This is a genomic window from Pedobacter sp. Leaf132 (assembly GCF_920984695.1).
Taxonomy (GTDB): Bacteria; Bacteroidota; Bacteroidia; order Sphingobacteriales; family Sphingobacteriaceae; genus Pedobacter.
In genome coordinates, this window is sequence record NZ_CAKLBO010000001.1 from 37,805 (window position 1) to 60,998 (window position 23,194).

The 23,194-nt window shown below is 36.4% G+C and carries 20 protein-coding genes; 15 read left to right on the forward strand and 5 right to left on the reverse strand.

Going from position 1 to position 23,194, the window contains the following annotated elements:
* Positions 1 to 26 precede the first annotated feature (26 nt).
* Positions 27 to 1,325 (forward strand): UDP-N-acetylmuramoyl-tripeptide--D-alanyl-D-alanine ligase, encoded by a 1,299-nt coding sequence (gene murF, locus LUA86_RS00120; RefSeq protein ID WP_231459245.1) that lies wholly within the window; start codon positions 27 to 29, stop codon positions 1,323 to 1,325.
* On the opposite strand, the gene LUA86_RS00125 is transcribed toward murF, so the two are convergent.
* From LUA86_RS00125 to LUA86_RS00135, 3 genes are read right to left on the reverse strand one after another with little or no spacing between them, the layout of a single operon-like run.
* A complete protein-coding gene (locus LUA86_RS00125; RefSeq protein WP_231458513.1) occupies positions 1,326 to 1,817 on the reverse strand; it encodes a gliding motility lipoprotein GldH in 492 nt (163 codons plus the stop codon). It abuts the gene before it with no gap.
* Complete coding sequence (gene ricT / locus LUA86_RS00130; RefSeq protein ID WP_231458514.1) at positions 1,786 to 3,285, reverse strand: stage 0 sporulation family protein; 1,500 nt, start codon at positions 3,283 to 3,285, stop codon at positions 1,786 to 1,788. The genes LUA86_RS00125 and ricT overlap by 32 nt, the downstream gene beginning before the upstream one ends.
* 2 nt (positions 3,286 to 3,287) lie before the next feature.
* Positions 3,288 to 4,436: a hypothetical protein gene (locus LUA86_RS00135; RefSeq protein ID WP_231458515.1), complete on the reverse strand. Its 1,149-nt coding sequence runs from the start codon at positions 4,434 to 4,436 to the stop codon at positions 3,288 to 3,290.
* A gap of 472 nt (positions 4,437 to 4,908) precedes the next feature.
* Here LUA86_RS00135 and LUA86_RS00140 point away from each other — a divergent pair, with 472 nt between their 5' ends.
* The 8 genes from LUA86_RS00140 to LUA86_RS00175 all read left to right on the forward strand — a co-directional run bounded on the left by LUA86_RS00140 (position 4,909) and on the right by LUA86_RS00175 (position 12,317).
* Complete coding sequence (locus LUA86_RS00140; protein ID WP_231458516.1) at positions 4,909 to 7,329, forward strand: outer membrane beta-barrel family protein; 2,421 nt, start codon at positions 4,909 to 4,911, stop codon at positions 7,327 to 7,329.
* A gap of 106 nt (positions 7,330 to 7,435) precedes the next feature.
* The gene (ruvX, locus tag LUA86_RS00145) at positions 7,436 to 7,852 is read left to right on the forward strand and encodes a Holliday junction resolvase RuvX (protein ID WP_231458517.1); all 417 of its coding nucleotides are present in this window, start codon (positions 7,436 to 7,438) and stop codon (positions 7,850 to 7,852) included.
* A 9-nt stretch (positions 7,853 to 7,861) separates the two neighbouring features.
* Positions 7,862 to 8,497: an O-methyltransferase gene (locus LUA86_RS00150; protein WP_231458518.1), complete on the forward strand. Its 636-nt coding sequence runs from the start codon at positions 7,862 to 7,864 to the stop codon at positions 8,495 to 8,497.
* A gap of 49 nt (positions 8,498 to 8,546) precedes the next feature.
* Complete coding sequence (locus tag LUA86_RS00155) at positions 8,547 to 9,221, forward strand: glucosaminidase domain-containing protein (protein ID WP_231458519.1); 675 nt, start codon at positions 8,547 to 8,549, stop codon at positions 9,219 to 9,221.
* 20 nt (positions 9,222 to 9,241) lie between these two features.
* On the forward strand, positions 9,242 to 10,078 hold the full coding sequence (locus LUA86_RS00160) for a glucosaminidase domain-containing protein (RefSeq protein ID WP_231458520.1): 837 nt from the start codon (positions 9,242 to 9,244) through the stop codon (positions 10,076 to 10,078).
* A gap of 48 nt (positions 10,079 to 10,126) precedes the next feature.
* Positions 10,127 to 10,879, forward strand: a complete 753-nt coding sequence (locus tag LUA86_RS00165) for a hypothetical protein (RefSeq protein WP_231458521.1) — start codon at positions 10,127 to 10,129, stop codon at positions 10,877 to 10,879.
* Positions 10,876 to 11,217, forward strand: coding sequence for a hypothetical protein (locus tag LUA86_RS00170; protein ID WP_231458522.1), 342 nt, complete (start codon positions 10,876 to 10,878; stop codon positions 11,215 to 11,217). The genes LUA86_RS00165 and LUA86_RS00170 overlap by 4 nt, the downstream gene beginning before the upstream one ends.
* A 95-nt stretch (positions 11,218 to 11,312) precedes the next feature.
* The gene (locus LUA86_RS00175; protein ID WP_231458523.1) at positions 11,313 to 12,317 is read left to right on the forward strand and encodes a DUF3078 domain-containing protein; all 1,005 of its coding nucleotides are present in this window, start codon (positions 11,313 to 11,315) and stop codon (positions 12,315 to 12,317) included.
* 214 nt (positions 12,318 to 12,531) lie between these two features.
* On the opposite strand, the gene LUA86_RS00180 is transcribed toward LUA86_RS00175, so the two are convergent.
* Positions 12,532 to 14,955: a DUF5916 domain-containing protein gene (locus LUA86_RS00180; protein WP_231458524.1), complete on the reverse strand. Its 2,424-nt coding sequence runs from the start codon at positions 14,953 to 14,955 to the stop codon at positions 12,532 to 12,534.
* 449 nt (positions 14,956 to 15,404) lie between these two features.
* Here LUA86_RS00180 and ffh point away from each other — a divergent pair, with 449 nt between their 5' ends.
* From ffh to LUA86_RS00205, 5 genes are all read left to right on the forward strand, one after another.
* Entirely contained in the window at positions 15,405 to 16,745 is a 1,341-nt protein-coding gene (gene ffh, locus LUA86_RS00185; protein WP_231458525.1) for a signal recognition particle protein, read from the forward strand.
* A gap of 318 nt (positions 16,746 to 17,063) precedes the next feature.
* Positions 17,064 to 18,602, forward strand: a complete 1,539-nt coding sequence (locus LUA86_RS00190; protein ID WP_231458526.1) for a YifB family Mg chelatase-like AAA ATPase — start codon at positions 17,064 to 17,066, stop codon at positions 18,600 to 18,602.
* 72 nt (positions 18,603 to 18,674) lie between these two features.
* Positions 18,675 to 19,148 (forward strand): hypothetical protein, encoded by a 474-nt coding sequence (locus tag LUA86_RS00195; RefSeq protein ID WP_231458527.1) that lies wholly within the window; start codon positions 18,675 to 18,677, stop codon positions 19,146 to 19,148.
* Positions 19,149 to 19,656: 508 nt separating this feature from the next.
* Positions 19,657 to 20,700: an MBL fold metallo-hydrolase gene (locus LUA86_RS00200; RefSeq protein WP_231458528.1), complete on the forward strand. Its 1,044-nt coding sequence runs from the start codon at positions 19,657 to 19,659 to the stop codon at positions 20,698 to 20,700.
* Positions 20,701 to 20,964: 264 nt separating this feature from the next.
* The gene (locus tag LUA86_RS00205) at positions 20,965 to 21,336 is read left to right on the forward strand and encodes a hypothetical protein (protein WP_231458529.1); all 372 of its coding nucleotides are present in this window, start codon (positions 20,965 to 20,967) and stop codon (positions 21,334 to 21,336) included.
* 41 nt (positions 21,337 to 21,377) lie between these two features.
* Here LUA86_RS00205 and LUA86_RS00210 read toward each other — a convergent pair whose 3' ends face one another.
* A complete protein-coding gene (locus LUA86_RS00210; RefSeq protein WP_231458530.1) occupies positions 21,378 to 21,629 on the reverse strand; it encodes a hypothetical protein in 252 nt (83 codons plus the stop codon).
* 146 nt (positions 21,630 to 21,775) lie between these two features.
* Between LUA86_RS00210 and LUA86_RS00215 the strand changes: the two genes are divergently transcribed.
* Positions 21,776 to 23,158 carry an MBL fold metallo-hydrolase RNA specificity domain-containing protein gene (locus LUA86_RS00215; protein ID WP_231458531.1) on the forward strand — a complete coding sequence of 461 codons (1,383 nt, stop codon included), beginning with the start codon at positions 21,776 to 21,778 and terminating at the stop codon, positions 23,156 to 23,158.
* Positions 23,159 to 23,194: the final 36 nt, after the last annotated feature.

A 23,194-nucleotide genomic window follows, 5' to 3' on the forward strand; every position in this document is an offset into this window, starting at 1 on the left:
TTTACAGCACATTTTTTACGATGGATATGTTAACAACCGAAAATCTATACAATTTATTTCAGGCAAACCCTTCAATATCAACCGACACAAGAAGCATCACTAAAAACAGCATCTTTTTTGCGCTGAAAGGCGACAATTTCAATGCAAATGAATTTGCACAGCAAGCTATTGAAAAAGGTGCATCGTATGCTATAGTTGATGAAGAAAAATATGCCAATGATAACTGTTTACTGGTTGAGGATGTACTATTTGCCTTGCAGGATTTAGCCCGCCACCATCGTAAGCTATTAAAAATTCCGGTAATTGGTTTAACCGGCAGCAATGGTAAAACAACCAGTAAAGAACTTGTAAATGCCGTTTTAGCAGAGCGATATAAAACCTTTGCCACTTTCGGCAATTTGAATAATCACATTGGTGTGCCGCTTTCTATTCTTTCTATAACTAACAATGAAGAGGTTGCCATTATCGAAATGGGCGCCAATCATCAAAAAGAAATTGAGCTGCTTTGTACCATTGCACAACCTACACATGGCATTATAACAAATGTAGGTATGGCGCATTTAGATGGTTTTGGTGGATTTGAAGGTGTAAAAAAAGGTAAAGCCGAACTTTATGCCTATCTCAAAGAAACAAATGGTTACACATTTATTAACAGAGATAATAAACATTTGCTAGAAATGTGTGCAACTGCAGGTTTAAGCAAACTCATTTATTATGGCACTGAAAACGGTAACACAATTAAAGGTAGCTTAAAAAACAGCGACCCGTTTATCGAGGTAGGATGGACAAATCACGAAGTTTCATCAACAGTAAAAACAAACCTGACTGGAAGTTACAACTTCGAGAATATTTTAGCTGCCATTTGCATTGGCGATTTCTTTGACATGGATGCAGAAGCGATAAACCAAGGCCTTTCCAATTACCAACCTAAAAATAACCGCTCACAATTAACCAAAACTGAAACCAATACGGTGATTTGTGATTTTTACAACGCAAACCCAAGCAGCATGAGCGCTGCTTTAAGCAATATATCAACATTATCTGCTGAACAAAAAACGGTGATTTTAGGCGACATGTTCGAGTTAGGACCGGAATCTGCTGCGCAACACGAAATTATTGCAAAGCAAGCCGAACAAAGCAGACTGGATAAAATTATCCTGATAGGAAAGTATTTTTATGTTTTGAAAGATGAAATAGATGCATTATTCTTCGAAACACCTGCTGAAGCCGCCCATTATTTGCAGGAAAATCCTGTAAATAACAATCTTGTTTTGTTAAAAGGTTCCAGAGGGATGAAACTGGAAAGTTTGCTACAGTATTTATAATTATTCCACCTCTTCGACCAAAATACCTGCATCGGTGATTTCCAATAATGGATTATCACGCATGTTTTGTTCAATTTCTATAGAATACTTCCCGTTTTTTGGAAAACGATGCTTAGTTAAAAGCGGTAATCTGTAATTAAAAATATTACCTGAGCCGCTTCCAAGCCATTCGCCATCATTTTTAGCAAGCTTATACTGGTATCTTTTAGTTACAATATTTTTACCATCGATGAAATGAGCAAGGATGAAAATGTTCGAATATTTATAATCTGCTGTATGCCTTAGTTTGAAATATAAATTATAGCTTTTGGTATAATCTTTTACTTCGAACGAAGTGATTATTCGATTTCTATAAGTCCATTTGCGATCGGTGATTTCATTATTACTATCAACAACGGCAGGTTTACACCCGGAAAAAAATATAACAATTAATAAAAAGCAGAAGAAGATTGGAAATTTCCTATTCAGCAGCTGGTTTGTTATCTGAGCCATTTTCCTTGCGGCGATTATTGTTTTTTCTTCTATTATTTCTATTCCTGTTTTTATTTTGCTCAGCTTTAACACCGTCAACCTGAGCCGTTTCATCTGCGCCAGCAACAATCGGTTTCTGTTCTGCTTGGGGCTTTTGACTTTTTTGCTGAGGTTTTGGACCGTTTACATGAGCAGGCTTAGGCACAGCCTGTTGTGGAGCTCTCTGTGCTTGATTTGGCTGTTGCTTTTGAACATTTTGTGGCTTATTACCACCCTGTTTTTGCTCTGAATTTTGAGGGCGCTGATTAGGATTTACACCCGGACTCTTATCTCCTCTGTTTTGACTGTTTTTATTCTTTTTATTTTTGTTGTTGTTTTTACTTCTAGTACGTTCGTCTAATCTGGTTAAACTATCCTGCCCAACAACATTCTCATAATCGAAAGATTTTTCTACAATTACCGGCGCAGCAATTTTTACTGCTTCTTCTTTTAAGTTTGGCGCTTTTTTACCGGCTTTATTCATTGCCATGATTTCCTTAACCCTTGCCGCAGCTACAGGAATCCAGTTTTCATCGCCCTGATAACTAAACCACATTACCTTTTTAAAGATATCCGTTTTTTGATGACGGGCATAACCTGCCTCTGTATCTAGGTTCTCAATTCTATCCGGAATATCCTTTAAGGCATCCAAATAAGTATCCAACTCATAGTTTAAGCAGCATTTTAATTTACCGCATTGGCCGGCAAGTTTTAACGTATTTAGAGATAGGTTTTGGTAACGTGCCGCAGCTGTAGAAACCGTTTTAAAATTAGTTAACCAGGTAGAACAGCATAACTCGCGACCGCAAGAGCCAATTCCACCTAACCGCCCGGCTTCCTGACGCATACCAATCTGGCGCATTTCTATACGAATACGGAAACTTTCGGCCATCTTTTTAATTAACTCTCTAAAATCTACACGTCCATCGGCTGTGTAAAAAAATGTTGCTTTTGTTTTATCAGCCTGATAATCTACATCGCTAATTTTCATCGATAAACGTAAATCCAAAGCCAGTTTACGGGCTTTATGCATGGTTTCCCATTCCATTCCCTTGGCTGCATTCCATTTTTCAACATCAGCTTCTGTAGCTTTTCTGTATATTTTTTTAGTAACCTGATCGATACTGGTTTTACGGCGTTTCATTTGCACCCGAACCAGTTCTCCGGTTAAAGAAACGTGCCCTACATCGAAACCACCTGTTGGACCTTCAACGGCAACAAGCTCTCCAATTTCCAGATAAATGTTATCGGTATTAAGGAAAAATTCTTTGCGAGAACCTTTAAATTTTATTTCTGTAACCTGAAAAGGTTTATAGTTTGAAGGCATATCCAAGTTGGATAGCCAATCGTGAACTTCCATTGTTTGGCACCCACCGGTACCGCAAGAGCCATTACTTTTGCATCCATTAGGGGTGCAACCACCACCAGTAGAACAACTTCCACATCCCATAGCTAATTGTATATATATTGAGTCCCCGTAGGGAGCGTTTTAAACCTGATAATTTTTACCAATTGTAAAGATACATCTAAAAAGAGAATTTTTGGGTTTGCATTTCTTTCAATATGGTAATGTGCCTTTTCTAATTCGGCTATAATGGCTTCAGCCATTGGTAAGGTAAGCACAAGGGTACTTAACTTTTTTGCTGTTTCGAGCGTGAGTGGAGGTAGTTTTACCAATGCCTCAGCTCCGCTGATAATTAAGCAACATTCTCTCAAATAATTAATTCCGTATTTTAAAAAGTTCTTCTGATTTTCCCGCCCCCATTTTGCCGCTTCATCTGTAAATTCAATTAAATCGGGCACTTTATTGCTATAACCATTTCTTAGCCATGAAGCAAAAATGCCGGAGCTATCATTCTGCGTATCGGCGGCCAAAGCTTTTGCTTCAATAAGATTTCCATCTGCTAAAAAAGCATAATCTATTGCCTGATTTTCGCTAACACTAGTGTTTTGTAACAAATAATTTGAAACCTCATGATTGGTCAGTTTTGGAATTTTAATGATTTGGGTACGCGAAAGTATTGTAGTTAAAATTTGCTCCTGATTTTGAGCAATTAAGATAAATAATGTATTTGCAGGCGGTTCTTCAATCAATTTTAACAGTGCATTACCGGCTTTATCCAAATATTCTGGTAACCACATAATTAAAACCTTGGTTTCGGCTTCAAAAGCTTTGTAGCTTAATTTTTTGATAATATCGTGGCATTCTGAAATTGGAATATTAGGTTGTTTATTACCTGCATCTAATTTTGAGCGCCAAACATCCATGTCAAAATAAGCATCACTCAAAACCATACTTCGCCATTCTTCCAAAACATCAACAGCTGTTTTTATACTTGCTGAAGCAAAAAAAGGATATGAAAAATGTAAATCCGGGTGAATAAGCCGTTCATATTTGCGGCAATTGCCACACAAACCACAGCTATCTTGTTCGGTTCTATCTAAGCAATTTATGTACTGAGCATAGGCAATGGCAAGTGGCACAGCGCCAGCACCTTGAGGCGATAAAAACAACTGGGCATGACTTATCCGGTTTTCTTTTACCGTTTGCGTCAATTGTTGTTTAATCCGCTCTTGTCCTATTATTTCTTTAAACTGCATTTGGTGCAAAATAAGAATTTGAATTGAAATAAGGTAAATTCCACTTAGATTTTGACCCAAACAAAACCTATCCGATTCTATATCATTACAGATGAGCCATTTCAGTTATCGAAAAACGATGGTCTGATTATTTGCAACCAGGCCAGCAAATATCAAAAGTTAATCAGCATTTAGATTTTAATTTAACAATAAAAAAATACCCAACTTGGAAAGCAATGATTTAAAATTTTAAAATTGGCTTAATGTTTGATAATTCTCACTCTAAATAAGAGTAAAACTGCTGCCTAAATAAACAATAGTTTGCTTCATCCTAAGATACCATCCCAATTTTTTAGCATTAAAAATTAAGATTTATGAAAATAATGAAAGGGAAATCTGTGGCATATAAATTCTACCGTGTAACATGAGTGTGACTGAATTTTTTATATATTTGACACCCAACCGTTACGCTCAACTAACTTTTGTCATCAGAATGAACCGCTTAAAGTCTTTATTATGGCTATTTTTATCGCTATTTACGATGGCGAGCGCTGCTCAAAATAAATCTAAGTTAATTCGGGTTGTTGTATTTAATGAGAAAAATCTTCCGTTTGAGAACGTTACCGTACAGCTTTTATCTGCTAAAAATGTGCTTGTAAAATCTGGGAGAACAGATAAAAAAGGTACTGTGTTATTTAGCGAACCCGTTAAAGGAAACTATTATTTTTTAGCAAAGGTTATTGGTTACGAGAATGGAAAATCAATACAAATTAAATCGCCTTTCGTACTAAATACCATAAATATAAAAATTCTTCCAAGTAGTCAGGTACTTAAAGATGTTGTTGTTGAAGGGAAAAAACCGCCAATACAGCACATTCAGGGCAAAATTGTAATAAATGTTGATGCCGGCATTACCAATACAGGTGTATCCGTTTTAGAGTTGCTTGAAAAATCTCCAGGAGTTATGGTTGATAAAGACGGAGCAATTAGTTTACAAGGCAAACCGAATGTTTTGGTAATGATTGATGGTAAACCAACATATTTATCGGGCGGAGAATTAACCAATCTATTAGCTGGTATGAATTCATCTCAGGTTAATCAAATCGAATTGATGACCAATCCTTCAGCAAAATATGATGCTAGCGGCAATGGTGGAATTATAAATATTAAAACCAAAAAACTTAATCAGGATGGCTTTAATGGCTCTGTAAGTATTGTAGGCGGCTGGAGCCGAGATTATAAAAATAATAATGGGTTGTTGCTAAATTACAAAAAGGGCAAATTAAACGCTTTTGCAGCTGCAAATTTTAATATAGGCAACAGCTTTACTGATATTTACGCAAACCGTAATTACTTAGATCAAAATAAGAATACAACTGCTGTTTTAGAACAAAATACTGCAATTGCCAACCTCATGCGGTATAAATTTTTAAAAGCGGGTGTTGATTTTTATGCTTCAAAAACTACTACTATCGGTTTTTCGGCAAGTGGAACTTTAATTAATAGAGATGGGAACAGTGATGCTGTTGCTATGTGGAAAAAACCAAACGGTGTTTTAGATTCAGCAATATCAACGGTAAGTAATACTTTTTATAAGTTAAAAAATGGTGCTGCAAATCTTAATTTTAAACAATTAATTGGAAAAAATCATGAATTATCGGTTGATGTTGACTTGCTAAGGTATAACATGAACAACAACCAGCAATTTACAAACAGGTTAATTTTAGCAAATAGTTATACCCAAGGTACAGATATTCAAAGCCCATCCAATTTAAAAATATTTTCTGCTAAAGCTGATTATACCATTCGCCTTGGTAAAAACAACACTTTAGAATCGGGTTTCAAATCATCATCCATAACAACAGATAATAAAGCAGATTTTATAAGTATTAATGAATTAATAAGAACGCCTGATTTAAACCGGAGCAATCATTTCAAGTACAAAGAAAACATTAATGCTTTGTACACCAGTTTTGAACATAAAACCAGCAAATTTAATGCGCAAATTGGTATGCGTTTCGAAAACACCGATTATGATGCGCATCAATTAGGCAATAGCGCTAAACCCGATTCTTCATTTTCAAGAAGTTATGCCAATTTATTCCCTTCAGGTTACATAAGTTATCAGGCCGATTCTTTAAATATGTTTACCTTAACGGCTAGCCGTAGAATAGACAGACCGCCGTACCAAAAGTTAAATCCATTTACTTTTATTATTAACAAATACACTATTCAAAGGGGTAATCCGTACATATTGCCACAATACAGCTGGAATTTAGAATTAAGCCATCGCTACAATCAACTCCTAACTACAACTGTATCTTATAGTGTAATTAATAATTATTTTTCTCAGTTATTTTTATCCGAAGGCTCGGATATTTTAATCTACACAGATGGCAATGTAGGCAAAATGAAAAATTTAGGATTATCCGCATCATTACAAATCTCTCCGTTAAAATGGTGGTTAGTTAATGGTCAAGGTAATTTTAATTATAAGCAACTCGATGGTTACCAAAACGTAAACTATCAATCCTCGGTAAACCAGTTTCAATTTAACCTGAGCAATCAATTTACAATTACCAAAACATTAAATGCAGAGCTTTCTGGTTTTTACATAACAAAGGCACGTAACGATTTACAAGAATTACTTTATCCAACAGGGCAAATTTCGGCGGCCATTTCTAAAAGCATTTTTAAAGGCAAAGGCTCGTTGAAGTTTAATGCCAGAGATATTTTCTTTACGCAGGCGATGGAAGGCCTAACCGATTTTCCGCAAGCGCAAGAATATTTTAAACTAACCCGCGATAGCCGTTTGTTTTTCTTAAGTTTTAGTTACCGTTTTGGCAAACCTTTGAAATTACCTAAACGCTCTACCGGCAGTGCTAATGAAGAAATGAAGAGAGCAGGCTCATAGATAGTAAGCCCTTATCGCTATGCGAAACACCTATTTGTTAAAAAACCTTACCTTTGATGCTTTTTAACAAGCCCGGTTGATTACAATTTGGGTTTTAGATTTTGATATGCCCAGAATCCTTGCCTTCGATTACGGAACAAAACGCATCGGCATTGCCGTTACCGATCCATTGCAAATTATTGCTACAGGTTTAGATACCATTCACCCTAAAGATGCGATAGAATACATCAAAAAATATTTATCTGTTGAGCAGGTAGAGGCATTTGTATTGGGCGATCCAAAGCAAATGGATGGATCAGATTCTGATTCAAAACAACATGCTAAAGGTTTTGCTACTTCGTTAAAAAAGGCTTTTCCCACCATTCCGCAGTATTGGGTAGACGAGCGTTTTACATCTAAAATGGCTCATCAAACCATTATGCAAAGTGGTTTAAAAAAATCAGACAGGAGAAATAAGGAAAGGGTTGATACCGTTGCAGCAACTATCATTTTACAATATTTTATGGAAACTAACCGTTTATAACCAAACAAAATGAGCCTGATAAACGAAGATTTACAAAACTTACTTACCGATTATTGCGAGCCTGAAAGCGAATTGCTACAGCAAATTGATAGAGAAACAAATTTAAAAGTTTTAATGCCCCGCATGTTATCCGGACACTACCAAGGTAGGGTTTTGAGTATGCTAAGCAAAATGATATCGCCAAACAGAATTTTAGAAATTGGAACCTTTACGGGCTATGCTACACTTTGTTTGGCAGAAGGTTTAACAGAAAATGGCATTATTTACACACTCGATATTAATGTAGAGCTTGAAGAAATGGTTCGCCGAAACTTCTCAAAATCGCCCTACCACAACAAAATCAACTATATTTTAGGCGATGCCACAGAAACAGTAAACCAATTAGAGGAGGTTTTTGATGTCGTTTTTATTGATGCAGATAAGAAAAACAACGGCACATATTACGATTTGATTTTTGAACGCGTTCGCCCGGGAGGAATTATTATTGTGGACAATGTGTTATGGAGTGGAAAAGTACTGCAACAAAAGCAAGATAAAGACACGCAGAATATAACTAGCTTTAATGATAAAATAGCTGAAGATAAAAGAGTTGAGAAATTAATTTTACCGGTTAGGGATGGCCTTTTTGTGATAAGGAAGAAATAAAAATATTCGTTATTGCGATTGATAAGCAATGACGGCAATAGAAATAAGAATGAAAAATATTTTTACTTTTTGGATTTTACTTTTAAGCGCAATTACGCTAAAAGGACAAAATACAGAAGATTATATAACCGAACATGCAACTATTGCGCAAACGCTGATGCATGAACATAAAATACCGGCAAGTTTAATACTAGCTGTCGCGATACATGAATCTGCATCTGGCAATAGCAGAATTGCCCAATATTTAAATAATCACTTTGGAGTTAAAGGTCCAAATAACAACAGCGAAATTCGTTCTTCCTATCGGGATTATTTAAGTGCTGAAGAATCTTACAATCATTTTGTAGAGATTATGGAAACCCGTTCTCCGTTTAATAACCTTTTTGGAAAGTATGATAAATATGATTATAAAGGTTGGGCAAGAGGCATACAGCGCTCGGGTTATGCACACAGCAGAAGTTGGGCAAGCCAGGTAATTGCATTGATTAAAAAGCATGAGCTTTACCAATATGATGAACGCCCGGAAGGTTATGAAGAGCCTGTTTATAAATCTGCTTACAAAAAGAAAAGTTCCAAAAGCCGTCTTACAAAAACATATACAGTAAAACCCGGCGATAATTTAAGCGTTATTGCTAAAAAGAAAGGTGTAACTGTTAAATCGTTAATGATTAAAAATGGTTTGAAAAAAGCTAACCTTAAACCTGGTCAAAAAATTAAACTGTAAAAATATACCTAAAGAGATACATGAAAATCAAATACCTGTTCTTTGCCCTAATTATATTGTTTTTAAGTTCTTGTTCATCAAGAAAATTTAGCAAAAACAATAAACAGATTGAAAAAGCTGCAAATAAGGCGAACAATAACACCTATAAAAGCTATAACACATTAAGTTATATTGATGAATTTAAGGCCGTGGCTATCGAAGAAATGAATGCCTATGGTATTCCCGCAAGTATAACATTGGCGCAAGGTATTCTCGAATCGGGCAGTGGTAACAGCGATTTGGCAAAGTATGCAAATAACCATTTTGGCATTAAATGTACATCCGATTGGAAAGGAAAAAATTATTTCAGAGATGACGACCAAAAAAACGATTGTTTTAGAGTTTACAAAGATGCCCGCGAATCTTTTAAAGACCATTCAGAATTTTTAAAACGCAAGCGCTACAGTGCATTATTCCAATTAGATAAAAACGACTATAAAAGCTGGGCATTAGGTTTAAAACAAGCAGGTTATGCAACAAACCCAAAATATCCTGATTTACTGATTAACACCATTGAAAAATATCAACTGTATCAATACGACCAATCGGAAACGGAGAAACAAAAAATTGCAAGAGAAGATCGGGTTTTTTCAGAAATAAATGAAAACATCCCGTTGGAAAAGAAAAAATTTACACCTGTAGAAACGCCGCCACCTGGTGCAAAACCTATTGTAGCCGATGGAACTTACACCGTTGTTAAAGGCGATACACTTTATAACATAGCCAAAAGGTTTAACCTAAGCGTAGAAGATTTAAAAACTTTAAACAATATCACTACAGATGGCATTAAACTTGGACAAGTATTGAAGGTTAAATAATGTTAATCGGCCAATAACTATCTGCTTTAATTGTAGTTTTGTTTTTCAATGAGATTTTTAATTGCCTTAGTTTTTTTTATTAGCCTTTCGGCGATGCTCTCTGCACAAACTAAGCCTGTGCAGGGTGTGGTTATTGATAAAGAAACCAAACAAAGGCTTGCTAAAGTTTATATTTACAATACACGTAGCGGCGATGGTTTGTACAATACCACCAAAGGAGAATTTAGCACATTCGCCATTCCGGGAGATACATTAGTTGCAGCACTTGGTGGTTATGGTGTAGATACTGTAATTTTTAAAGGTCAATCTGCGGCATATTTCCAATTAAAGCCATTAGGTATTCGATTAAGAGATGTATTAATTCAGCAGAAAAGGTTAACACCGCAGCAGCAATACGAAAAATCAGTTAAAGAATTTCGATATGCCACACAAAGGGGCAGCAGCAAAGATTTGCTGAATTTTGGTAATGGGGGAGTTGGTTTAGGTATAGATGCCATTTATAATTTGTTGAGCAGACAAGGGAAAAACGCCCGACATTTACAAAAAATATTAGAAAAATATTATCGCGAGGATTTGATTGATTATCGGTTCACTGCAAATCTTGTTCAGCAAATTCTGGGTATTAAAGAGCCAGAAATAACCGATTTTATGCAGCAATACCGTCCAACATACCAGTTTGTTTTGGAGGCTACGGATTACTCTTTTAACATGTTTGTTAGAAATGCTTATAAAAGTTACAGGGCAAATCCACAAGCGTTAAGATTACCACAATTGCCACAATTAACAATTGATAAGCTTTGAGAGCGCCAGTTTTAGTTTTTAAAAAATTGCCGGCCAATGGAATGGCTGTTTTTCCATTCATTTTAGTAAAGCAAAAAATGGATAAGAAAAATCCGCTCTTAATTAATCACGAAAAAATCCACCTCAGGCAGCAGCTCGAATTATTAATTTTTCCATTCTACATCATCTATTTAGCCAATTATTTAATTAATCTGCTGGTTTACAAACAGCACCATCTGGCCTATATGAAAATTGTTTTCGAGCAGGAAGCTTATGATAATGAAAAGGATTTGGCCTACCTTAAAAACAACAATTGGTTCGGGTGGATTAAATATGTTAAAGCCTTAAAACTACCATAAAACTTTGTAAATATGTTGTAATTAAAGGCTTTAATTTATCATATTGATAGTAAAACCTTTTAATGTGTAATAAATTTTCTTTTTCTTTGTAGGCAATGAAGAATTATTTAGCCGTCATAGTCATCTTTTTAAGCCTTGGTTTTACGAATTTACACGCTCAGGAAGTTGATACCATTCCTATAGACACTAAAGATTTGAACATTAAGTTAAAGCGAAGTCCGTTACCAAGCAGACTTTTGCCACTATCTTTCGAACCGGTTAAACTTCGCCCGGCAGTTGTAAACGCAAAAGTTAATTACTGGAAAACCAAAACATCAATAGGCATTAATGTAAACCAGGCACAGTTTAGTAATAACTGGAAAGGTGGTGGTGTTAATTCGATTGCAGTTGGTGGCTTACTAAACTGGAAAGCTGAATACAGCAAAAACAGTTATAGCTATGTTAGTGAGGTAATTTTGCAATATGGGAAGATTAAAAATAAAGACCAGCTGCAAAAGAAAACTAACGACAGGATTTTCTGGGATAACAAAGCTTCGTTTCAATTATCAAAAAACTGGTATTTCTTCGGTTCATTAAACTTCGAGTCTCAGTTTGATAACGGCTATTCTTATGCAAATGTAAATGGTACAGAAGTAGCCACTTTAATCTCAAAATTTATGGGGCCGGGTTATTTAACTGAATCTATAGGTTTTGAATATAAGCCAAACAAATATTTCTCAACCCGTTTTGGTACAGGTACCGCCCGCCAAACCTTTGTTTTGGATAAGAATTTAGCTAATGGCGATATAAAGAAAAATTACGGTGTGCCAATTGGCAAAACTTTCAGAAATGAATTGGCTTTTCAGGTGGTAAGTGCGTTTGATAAGGATATTTTCACAAATACAAACTTGAAAGCCAGGTACGCCATGTTAATTCCGTATGAAAATTTTAGATTTTCGAGAATTGACCACCGCTTGGATATTGCACTTACGGCAAAAATTAACCGTTTTATGAATACAAGTTTAACCGGTATTGGCTTGTTTGACAGAGATACCGGAACGGATAACATTCAAGGCAGCCAAACTTTAGCTTTAGGTTTCGTATTTGTATTTCCGAGATAGTTTTGCTGTTGCAGGCGCTGCCTTTGTTAATAAACCTGATTAAACGGAAATCCTTTTTGTTTTCCCTGGCACGCTGAGCTTGTCGAAGCGTTTTTGCTAGAGGTATCCTTCGACAAGCACAGGACGACAGGCGTGAATAGCATTAGCAATAACAAAAAGATTGCAGTGAAAGCAGGACTGAAGACCGCCATTGCTCAGTACCAAACATTTCCAATTAAATTTTCTTGTGCTTTTTCTTTAAATCAAGATAATCTACAAAATACAAAACCTTAACCGATAAAGTATTATTTTGCGGGGCTGATAAAATTCCGCTCAAATTGCGGTTATATCTTTCCATATAATAGGTTTGATAAGTTTCTGCTGCATCTTTATACGATAAGGTTAACGTACTGCCCGGAGCAAACTGCCATGTGTAAATTAAATCGATATTGAAAACATTGTAATTTCTATCGGTTCCTGTTGGCGTAGTGCCTTGATAATCGGTTAAATTACCATCAGATTTCAACAAATAAAAATCTTTATTTCGGCGGTCGCTCCAATAATGACGAAGCACAACCGCAACGCCCATTAAATTTGTGAAAGTGTATTTAGCATCGAAAGAGTTTTCTACCGTTCGGCGATCGTATTTTGAAAAAATAGATTGAGCACCTTGCATGGTTGCCCAGTTTACATAATTATAGCTGGGATTAAAGTATAAATCTAAACCAAAAGCTACCTTATCATTTAATCTGTAATTTTGGAATAAATAATAATGATAAGATTTTCCTTTAAACAATTGCTGCTCTCTAAAACGGATATTACCGCCAAAATTATAGGCTTTTGCACGATTGGGATTTATAAACAAACCTACTTGATAGCTTTCCGGAGCCTTGTAAACCTGTCCGTTTCTGGCTTCGTAAAAATCGTTTCCTTTTGCGTTATAATTGGCATTAACCTCGGCCGACCATAAGTTTTTAAAACGAACATAAGAACCTGTTTCTATTTCTAAATTTTGGTAATCTCCTGGATTTACCCTTCTGGAATATGATAGATTGAACCAACTTTGCCATTCGTTATACCATTTGCTCGGTTTGAAAATATTGTAACCAAAGCCAATTCGCTGGTCTAAAAAGTTGTTATTGGTAAAGAAGCCCATATCTGATGGGTCGAATTTATTATCGGCGTACACCTGGTTGTAACTCCAGGTAAAATTTCCGCTTTGCTTGCCAAAACGCAATATATAGCTGTAACCGGTACTTGTTTCTTCGCCTCTTAAATAGCTCATTTTACCACCACCATTAACAAAATATTTATTGCTTTTATTATTAAGATTAAAAAGCAGGGCCGAAACGTTCGCATCGTAAGCACTTCCTTGTCTTAAAACATTGGTATTTATAAACGTAGCCGAGCTATTGTTTTTTAAAGATTGGTCGAAAACGAGGATATTGTAATTGGTTAATGGCTGGGTTTCTACTTCACGCAGGTTGCCGTTTGCCTCTTCCACTTCAGTTTGCATGCTATTGGTTATGGCATTAAAAATACCAACGCCTAAGCCTTTTGCCGTTCTACCAGAAATTTTAGTTGCATTTAGCACCTTAGCCTCTGTTTGGTCTTTAATAATTTTATCGCCTGCGCCAATTTCGCTGTAATTATAATAGGAAGGAATTGAGCCAATGCGTTTCGAATAAAATAAATCGCCTTTGTTAAACAGTTCTGTTCCTTCGGTAAAAAACTGACGGTTTTCGTTAAATTTTACCTCAAACGGGGTAAGGTTTAATATTCGGTTATCAGATTGCACCTGACCAAAATCGGGCACCAAAGTCATATCTAGAGTAAAGCTATTATTAATGCCGTATTTAACATCCATACCACCGTTAAACCTTGCTGTAGTGTTTTTAACACCTGGTAAATTTGCCGGATAATGGTTAACATAGGCCGAAAGATATGGAGAAAACGATAATCTTAAAGGTGCTTTAATGTTTGCAATTCCGGTCCATAAACCTTCCTGATTGATAAACCCATTAACTTTTGGGTCTACAAAGTTCCAAAAGGTTTGTGTATTGCTACGCTGTGTTCTGCGGCTAAAATTTAAGCCCCAATTCTGGATATCTTTACTAGAAAAGCGCAAGGCAGAATAAGGAATTTTCATTTCACTTGTCCAGCCTTTATCATCAAGTTTTACGGCGCTTTCCCAAACTGCATTCCAATTTGGATCTTCGTCGCCAACCTGCGAATATTTAGCATCAAACTGAACACCTGCAGCCGTAACAAAAAAACCATTACCATTCATTTTATCGTAAAATGGGTCGACAATTATGGAAATAAAATCTGCGTTACCAATGTTATCACGAGAAACCAACTCATGCGATACGCTATCAGCAGCATCATACATACGGGCGTATACGTAAATCGCAACATCATCATACAAAACCTTCATTTCTGTTCGTCTATCTTGCTTTTCAACTCTTCCGGGTACAGGTCTTAATTCGAAAAAATCTGTTACGATTGGCACATTTACCCAGCAAGCATCGTCTAAAACGCCATCAATTTTAGGCGTTTCTGCTGTTCTTACCGCTTTAAGTTCTCTTTGTTTAGATGGATCTTGGGCGAAAATAAGGCTCACAGAAAGTGCGAATAACAGCGTAAAATAGAATTTCATAAGTTTGGTTTGGTAGCCATAAGACTCACAAACTTTACAAATGTTGCACAATAAATTATTAATTTAATGCCAACTGCTTCTGCAACACCACGGGCTGCCTTTTTTGAACGCTTTGCAACAAGCCCTTGTGCCTAAACCAGACAGCAACGGAAATACTTTTGATTAAACCTAAAAGGTTTTTAAACGGCGAAGCCCTCAATGAGGCAATTAGCGGACAATAAACTACTCGAATTAAACCTTATAGGTTTGAAAAAGATTGTAGTGTATGGCGGGGCTGCTGCCTGCCAAATGAGCTGAACGGCAATTTTCAAAAAAGGATTAAAACGCATTGTAAATAATTCATTTTTGACTTTGGTTAGCAAAGATTTACAACCAAAAATTGATACATTTGCGTTTCATTAAAATCATTAGCTTTTTGCTTTGGCAACAAGCTTTTAGCTTATATAAAGATGTTTGATAATTTACAGGACAAGCTAGACAGAGCGTTTAAAGTATTAAAAGGACAAGGCAGCATTACGGAAATTAACGTGGCGGAAACCATGAAAGAGATTCGTAAAGCATTATTAGATGCCGATGTTAACTATAAAACTGCCAAATCTTTTACAGATGAGGTAAGGCAAAAAGCATTAGGGCAAAACGTATTAACAGCGGTTTCTCCGGGCCAATTGCTAACTAAAATAATGAACGACGAACTTGCTGCCTTAATGGGTGGTGAAGTTACTGAGTTAGAAACGAAAGCAAACCCAACCATTATTTTAATTGCAGGTTTAAATGGTGCGGGTAAAACTACTTTTGCCGGTAAACTGGCTTTGCATTTAAAAGGCAAGGGTAAAAAACCTTTATTGGTTGCTGGTGATATGTATCGCCCCGCGGCGGTAGACCAATTAGAGGTTTTAGGAACTTCGGTTGGGGTTTCTGTTTATGCAAACCGCGATTCGAAAGACCCGGTTGGCATTGCGTTAGAAGGTATTGAGCATGGTAAACAAAACGGAAACAACGTAATTATTATCGATACCGCCGGTCGTTTAGCGATTGATGAATCTTTAATGAACGAGATTTCGGAAGTTAAAGCCAAAACACAACCACACGAAATTTTATTCGTAGTGGATTCGATGACTGGACAGGATGCAGTAAATACAGCAAAAGTATTTAACGATAGATTAGATTTTACTGGTGTTGTTTTAACCAAATTAGATGGCGATACCCGCGGTGGTGCTGCCCTTTCAATTAAATCGGTAGTTAATAAACCGATTAAATTTATAGGTACCGGAGAGAAAATGGAAGCACTTGATGTTTTCTATCCAGACCGTATGGCATCGCGTATTTTAGGTATGGGTGATGTGGTTTCGCTTGTTGAACGTGCTCAAATGCAGTTTGATGAAAAGGAAGCTGCAGAATTACAGAAGAAAATCCGCAAGAATAAATTCGATTTCAACGATTTCTATAACCAGATTCAACAGATTAAGAAGATGGGTAACATGAAAGATTTGATGGGTATGATTCCGGGTGTTGGCAAAATGATGAAAAATGTTGACATTCAGGATGATGCTTTTAAATCTATCGAGGCGATTATTAACTCGATGACTCCATTTGAAAAGGAAAATCCGGATGCGATTCAACAAAGTCGCCGTTTACGCATTGCAAAAGGTTCTGGTAGCAAAGTTGAAGAGGTTACTAAGTTAATTAAGCAGTTTGAAGATATGCGTAAAATGATGAAGCAGTTTTCGAACCCGGCAGCCGCAGCAGCAATGATGAAAGGTATGCCGAAAATGCCAATGGGCAGAAGGTAGATGTTCAAGAGTAGAAAGTGAAAAGTTAAAATAGCTTGAAGCAAATATTTAAATCCCGATCAGAAATGATTGGGATTTTTTTATTGAATTGGAAATGAACGGTTTCATTCTATGGCGGTTTGCAGCCCCGCTTTCCCTAATCCCGATGAAAAATCGGGATTCGTACAATCGGGTTTAGCAACAAAGTTAGTTCAAACATAAAAATTAAAAACTAAAGCTTTGTGTTCTTTGTGGCTTTGCGGTTAAATGCTATCTTAGTCATTATCAATTTATCTATCCCCGAATAACGCTACATCCCGAAAATTTTACTCAAAATTAATGCTTGTAAAAACATACGGGAGTGCAGTTTATGGCGTAAATGCTTTAACCATAACTATTGAGGTAAGCATCAGCGCCGGTAATAAATATTTTATGGTTGGTTTACCCGACAATGCCGTTAAAGAAAGTTTGCAACGGGTAGAAAGTGCAATACATGTGGCTGGTTATAGAATGCCCCGCCAAAAAATAGTGGTTAACCTGGCCCCTGCAGATATTAGAAAAGAAGGTTCTGCTTACGATTTACCAATTGCGATAGGAATTTTAGCTGCTTCGGGACAAATTCCAGCTGATGAGTTGGACAAATTTTTCATCATGGGCGAACTCTCGCTCGATGGTGCGATACAACCCATAAAAGGCGCATTACCAATTGCAATACAAGCGCAGCAAGATGGTTTTAAAGGCTTTATTTTACCAAAACAAAACGTACGCGAAGCGGCTATTGTTGATGGGCTAATTGCTTATGGCGTAGAAACATTAGCGCAGGTAATATCATTCTTTAATAAAAGCGAACCGTTAGAACAAGTAAAAATTAATACACGGGAAGAATTTTTAAAAAATATTGGCAATTATGAGCATGATTTTGCGGATGTAAAAGGGCAGGAAAATATAAAACGTGCTTTGGAAATTGCCGCCGCAGGCGGGCACAATGTGATTTTGATTGGTCCACCAGGCGCCGGAAAAACCATGTTAGCGAAACGTTTACCAACTATATTGCCGCCTTTAAATTTATATGAGGCTTTAGAAACAACAAAAATTCATTCAGTTGCAGGTAAGCTTTCTGCTGCCGATGCTCTAATGACGGTTAGACCTTACCGCTCGCCGCACCATACAATTTCTGATGTAGCTTTGGTTGGCGGCGGCATGAATCCCGCACCTGGAGAAATATCTTTGGCACATAATGGCGTTTTATTTTTGGATGAATTACCTGAGTTTAAACGAACGGTTTTAGAGGTAATGCGACAGCCTTTGGAAGATAGAAAAGTAGCGATTTCGAGGGCGAGATTTTCTGTTGAATACCCGGCCAGTTTTATGCTGGTAGCATCGATGAATCCCTGCCCTTGCGGGTTTTACAATCACCCAGAAAAGGAATGTGTTTGCGCACCGGGTGTTGTACAAAAATACCTGAGTAAAATATCAGGACCGCTTTTAGATAGAATTGATTTGCATGTTGAAGTTACACCTGTTAATTTCTCGGAACTGGCATCATCCCTCGAAGCGGAAAAAAGTGAGTTAATAAGAGCCCGAGTAATAAAAGCGAGGGAAATTCAAGACCTTCGGTTTACGGGCAAAGATGACTTGCATTACAATGCGCAAATGAGTCCGAAAATGGTAAGAAAAGTATGCCAAATCAGCGAAGCTGGTACTAATTTACTTAAATCGGCAATGGAGCGTTTAGGTTTATCTGCCCGTGCCTACGATAGAATTTTAAAAGTTGCCAGAACAATTGCCGATTTAGATGGAAGTGAAAATGTGGAAATGGAGCATTTGGCCGAATCAATAAATTACAGAAGTTTAGATAGAGATGGTTGGGCTGGCTAAATATGAACCAGATAATAACACAGGTAACTCAACATACAATTAACTGTATTTTAGATTAACTTAATTACTAACATGCAAAGCAAAGTCATTAAATTTCAACATCCTTTTCGCGAGCTGGAAGAAACAATTTCTTACAGTAGCCCGGCCCAAACAGTTCAATCGTTTTTAGAAATAAATTGGGAGCAATTAAATATCGACATTTATGAAAAGCATGATGAAGTAATACATGATTACTATTTTTTCGAGGTAAGTTATATGGATTTGTCAAATCATAAGCATACTTTAAACATTGGTGGTGCATACACCCATGGTAAAAATCTTGAAATTAATGGCCCGCAATTCGATGTTCGATACAGCCGGCCAATTGAAAAAACGAATAGAGGATTTTTAGGATTAGGTGCTTTGAAAACTAAAACCATGATAGATGAAATGTGGATGGAAGAATGTAATAAATCTTTTGTGGTTAAATGCCTGGAGGCATTTTTAAAACACGATAAACAATTTTTAGAATCTGAAATTATTAACAATGGCGTATCGAGCTTTTAATATTTTAACCATTGTAGATAGTTGTAGAAATTAACCTTAAATAATGGAATCTAATAGGCAGATTACAACAGAAAATTATTATAAAAAAGATTTACAGAATGGCCTATCAACCATGTTTGCACAAGGAAAAAAGAATATGGATGCTGAATTTTAAATGGTAAGCGACATAGCCTTTGCCAAATGTACAGACCAGATGGCACTATACTTTTTACACGTTACTATTTTAATGGAGAAAAAGTAAGGGAGGCGATTTTTAAGCAAGTCCAAAACAGATGTGTTGAGAGGAAAATTGGATTGTTTTAATATTCCTACCGAGAACAAAGGAATCATTAATTTATCTTTTATAATTTTTTATGCACCAAATAATTAATGCAGATAATATTTAAAAATTACAAATAACTTTGTGCGTATCATACAGATGAAAAGCAAAATTTATAAAATTATTAAATGGGGCCTGATTACAATTATTTCATTAATTTCAATCCTTTTTTTAGTAACCTATTTTTACATGAAGAAACCTTTATTCGGTAAAGCTGCTGAAGGTGTAAGATTAGAACGGATGAAAAAATCACCACATTTTAAAGATGGTATTTTTGAAAACATTCATGCAACTCCAGCTGTAACCGAAGGTTATAGTACTATGGGTATCATTATTGATAAACTATTTACAAAATATCCCAGATTAACTCCTGTAGATAGTATTCCATCCAAAAAAGTAGATTTATTGAATTTACCAATTGACCAGGATATTTTGGTTTGGTTTGGGCATTCATCTTATTTTATACAATTAGATGGTAAAAGAATATTAGTCGACCCGGTTTTTAGTGGTAATGCTTCTCCAATTCCGGGAACGGTGGTAGCCTTTAAAGGTACCGAAAGATACAAGGTAGAAGATTTACCCGATATCGATTATTTAATTATCTCTCACGACCATTACGATCATGTAGATTACCAAAGCTTAGTCAAGTTAAAATCAAAAACTAAGAAGGTGATTTGTGGTTTAGGCGTTGGTGCCGATTTTGAGGAATGGGGTTACAACTTAAATGATATTTTAGAAAAAGACTGGAATGAAACCATCGATTTAGGCGATAACTTTTTCGTGCAGACCACACCGGCACGCCACTTTTCGGGACGGGGATTTACCAGAAATAATACGTTATGGATGTCATACGTTTTCCAAAGCCCAACAATGAAAATTTACATCGGCGGTGATAGCGGCTATGATACACACTATGCAGAAATTGGAAAGAAATTCGGCCCTATTGATTTGGCGATTTTAGAAGATGGTCAGTACGATAAAAAATGGAAGTACATCCATTTAATGCCTGAGCAAGGTTTGCAAGCAGCAAAAGATTTGAAAGCTAAAAGACTATTTCCGGTACATTCTTCAAAATTTGTTTTGGCAAATCATCCCTGGGACGAACCTTTGGTAAAAATTACAGAACTAAATAAGAAAGCTCAAATCCCATTGGTAACGCCAATGATCGGCGAATTTGTTTATCTAAAAAACGAAAGGCAGATTTTTAATCAATGGTGGATTGGTGTGAAGTAAGTATTTCCGAAAATCATCTATAAAACCGAACACTATTAGCCATCCAACTAATTAAGTCTGGATTTTATTTGTCATGAAAAAAATCGTTATAATCATTTACGTAAGACTTTGATTTTTAGATGCTTAAAATAAGATACAAATCAAATAATGGCAGCTGAATTTAGATGATTAGATTCTCTTTGGCATAGTCGTTGTAATGATGCCCATACATTTACTAATCCAATCTGCTAACTACCTTGGCAGATTGAAATTGAAAAACATATCATGAAAAAGACTATTCAAATTTTCAGCATGCTATTAATAGCATTAACCGTAATGTCATCTTGTAAAAAAGATACTGACCCTGCAGACCGCGATTTTTTCGTAGGTACTTACAGAGGAACTGTTTCATACAGTAAAGGCGATACTCAAATCAACAGTACTGATGGTAAGGTTACAGTAACCAAAGTTAGTGATACGTATAGCTTCTTCTTTGGCAATAACATTCCTGATATTACAGGTGTGAAATTCCAGGAAAGCGGAAACACTTACATTAGCGTTGGTACTGGCGTTGTAGGTATTACAATTGATGCCAACAATTTAAAAATTGGCGTGTCAAATACCAATGGAACCTGGACGGCCAATTGCACCAGATAATTTAAAGCAAAAAAGTCCTGATTTAGTCAGGACTTTTTTCGTTACAATTCTTCCTCTTCATCATCCTCTTCCGGCACATATTTTTCAATTGCCGCTCCAATTGCATTAACCTCCTCATCTTCCTCAAAAATCGGAAGTTCTGTTTTATAATCCATTTTTAACCAGATGGATGAAGTATCTTTTAAAATCTGAATGTATTCTCTACCATCTTTAAAAATGGTGTACATATCATTTCCTTCCGGGAAAACCGAATAATTTATCGGACCAATTTCTACATCAAATGGTTCTTGCATGGCTGTCTTTTTTCACAAAGATAAGGCTTTAAGCTTTTCCAAAAGGTAAAATAGATAATCAGACAGCAAAAAAATTACGGCGAGTTGTTTAAAAACTTAATCAATTGTACTACTTTGCACTAAACAATTTACGGAAAGATTAGAAGATGAAGTTAACGTTTTGGGGTGCTGCACAACAGGTAACAGGTAGTATGCACCTGCTCGAAGTTGGGCATTATAAAATACTGGTAGATTGCGGTTTGGATTATGAAAAAGAAACCTATCAGGAAGAAAACCAACAATTCCCCTTCAATCCATCGGATATAAATCTGGTTATACTTACCCATGCCCATATCGACCATTCGGGCAATTTACCAACGCTTGTGCGCTTGGGTTTTGATGGGCAAGTGCTATGTACACCTCCAACTGCAGATTTAACTTCTATCCTTTTATTTGATTCTGTTGAGCTTTTTTTACGTAAACAAAGTAGAAAACCCCGTACCAAAAGGGGCAATTTCAGTGGTCCAAAACCTTTGTATCTGCACAAGCATGTAATGGATACCATAGACCGTTTTGTAACGATTGCATTTAACAAACCGTTCAAAATTAATGGTGATATCAGCTTAACATTTATCCCGGTAGGGCACTTACTTGGCGCTGCGGCAGCTGTATTAACCATTAACGATAATGGCGAAGAAAAGCGTATTGCTTTCTCGGGCGATATTGGTCGTGAAAATTATCCGGTTTTGGTGAAACCCGAACCCATACCTGAAGTTGATTATTTTGTTTGCGAAGCCACTTATGGCGGTCGATACCACACAAAAGACCAAACTTTAGAAGAAAGACTAGTTAAAGAGATTGAGGAAGCTTGTATTAAAACTCCGGGGCGTTTAATTATTCCAGCCTTTAGCATTGGCCGAACACAATCTTTGGTTTTTGCTTTGAATCAAATTTTTACAAAAAAGTTATTGCCGCCTGTTCAAATTTTTGTTGATAGCCCGATGGCAATACAAGCTACAGATGTTTATCGCAAACACCATAATTTGGTTAATCAAGAGGCAAAAGATTTTTATAAAACCATGGGCGATGAGTTTGAATTTGAGCATTTGGCTTATGTGCAAACCATGAAAGAAAGTAAAGATGTTTCAAATTATTTCGACCCATGCATCATCATTTCTTCTGCAGGTATGTTAGAAGGCGGGCGAATACAAGATCATCTTTATTACAACATACAAAACTATTATTGCACAATTTTATTTATTGGCTATTGCGCAAAAGGAACATTGGGCTATAAGCTATTAAGCGGTGTACCTATTGTTAGAATAAAAGACAGAGAAATGATGGTTTATGCCACTATTCGACAAACCGATTTACTGAGTGGCCATGGCGACCATGATGATTTAATGCGAACCGTAAAGCAAACCGGCCAGCCTAAAAAGGTATTTTTGGTACATGGGGAAGACAGGAGTTTACAAAGCTTAACTGCCTCATTGCAAGCAGATGGTTTTAATGTTGTTGCGCCACAAAGGGGAGAGGTTTTTGAAATTTAATTGGTTCAATGGTTCATTAGTGTTTTCGTCATTGCG

What these genes read in the sequence shown, in the direction of transcription:
- LUA86_RS00175 (WP_231458523.1), top strand. Translation starts at nt 11,313, where the DNA reads ATGAAGAATTATTTAGCCGTCATAGTCATCTTTTTAAGCCTTGGTTTT.
- LUA86_RS00190 (WP_231458526.1), top strand. Translation starts at nt 17,064, where the DNA reads ATGCTTGTAAAAACATACGGGAGTGCAGTTTATGGCGTAAATGCTTTA.
- LUA86_RS00135 (WP_231458515.1), bottom strand. Translation starts at nt 4,436, where the DNA reads ATGCAGTTTAAAGAAATAATAGGACAAGAGCGGATTAAACAACAATTG.
- LUA86_RS00150 (WP_231458518.1), top strand. Translation starts at nt 7,862, where the DNA reads ATGAGCCTGATAAACGAAGATTTACAAAACTTACTTACCGATTATTGC.
- LUA86_RS00155 (WP_231458519.1), top strand. Translation starts at nt 8,547, where the DNA reads ATGAAAAATATTTTTACTTTTTGGATTTTACTTTTAAGCGCAATTACG.
- LUA86_RS00205 (WP_231458529.1), top strand. Translation starts at nt 20,965, where the DNA reads ATGAAAAAGACTATTCAAATTTTCAGCATGCTATTAATAGCATTAACC.
- LUA86_RS00180 (WP_231458524.1), bottom strand. Translation starts at nt 14,955, where the DNA reads ATGAAATTCTATTTTACGCTGTTATTCGCACTTTCTGTGAGCCTTATT.
- LUA86_RS00200 (WP_231458528.1), top strand. Translation starts at nt 19,657, where the DNA reads ATGAAGAAACCTTTATTCGGTAAAGCTGCTGAAGGTGTAAGATTAGAA.
- ricT (WP_231458514.1), bottom strand. Translation starts at nt 3,285, where the DNA reads ATGGGATGTGGAAGTTGTTCTACTGGTGGTGGTTGCACCCCTAATGGA.
- ruvX (WP_231458517.1), top strand. Translation starts at nt 7,436, where the DNA reads ATGCCCAGAATCCTTGCCTTCGATTACGGAACAAAACGCATCGGCATT.
- LUA86_RS00195 (WP_231458527.1), top strand. Translation starts at nt 18,675, where the DNA reads ATGCAAAGCAAAGTCATTAAATTTCAACATCCTTTTCGCGAGCTGGAA.
- LUA86_RS00165 (WP_231458521.1), top strand. Translation starts at nt 10,127, where the DNA reads ATGAGATTTTTAATTGCCTTAGTTTTTTTTATTAGCCTTTCGGCGATG.
- LUA86_RS00140 (WP_231458516.1), top strand. Translation starts at nt 4,909, where the DNA reads ATGAACCGCTTAAAGTCTTTATTATGGCTATTTTTATCGCTATTTACG.
- LUA86_RS00160 (WP_231458520.1), top strand. Translation starts at nt 9,242, where the DNA reads ATGAAAATCAAATACCTGTTCTTTGCCCTAATTATATTGTTTTTAAGT.
- LUA86_RS00215 (WP_231458531.1), top strand. Translation starts at nt 21,776, where the DNA reads ATGAAGTTAACGTTTTGGGGTGCTGCACAACAGGTAACAGGTAGTATG.
- LUA86_RS00210 (WP_231458530.1), bottom strand. Translation starts at nt 21,629, where the DNA reads ATGCAAGAACCATTTGATGTAGAAATTGGTCCGATAAATTATTCGGTT.
- murF (WP_231459245.1), top strand. Translation starts at nt 27, where the DNA reads ATGTTAACAACCGAAAATCTATACAATTTATTTCAGGCAAACCCTTCA.
- ffh (WP_231458525.1), top strand. Translation starts at nt 15,405, where the DNA reads ATGTTTGATAATTTACAGGACAAGCTAGACAGAGCGTTTAAAGTATTA.
- LUA86_RS00125 (WP_231458513.1), bottom strand. Translation starts at nt 1,817, where the DNA reads ATGGCTCAGATAACAAACCAGCTGCTGAATAGGAAATTTCCAATCTTC.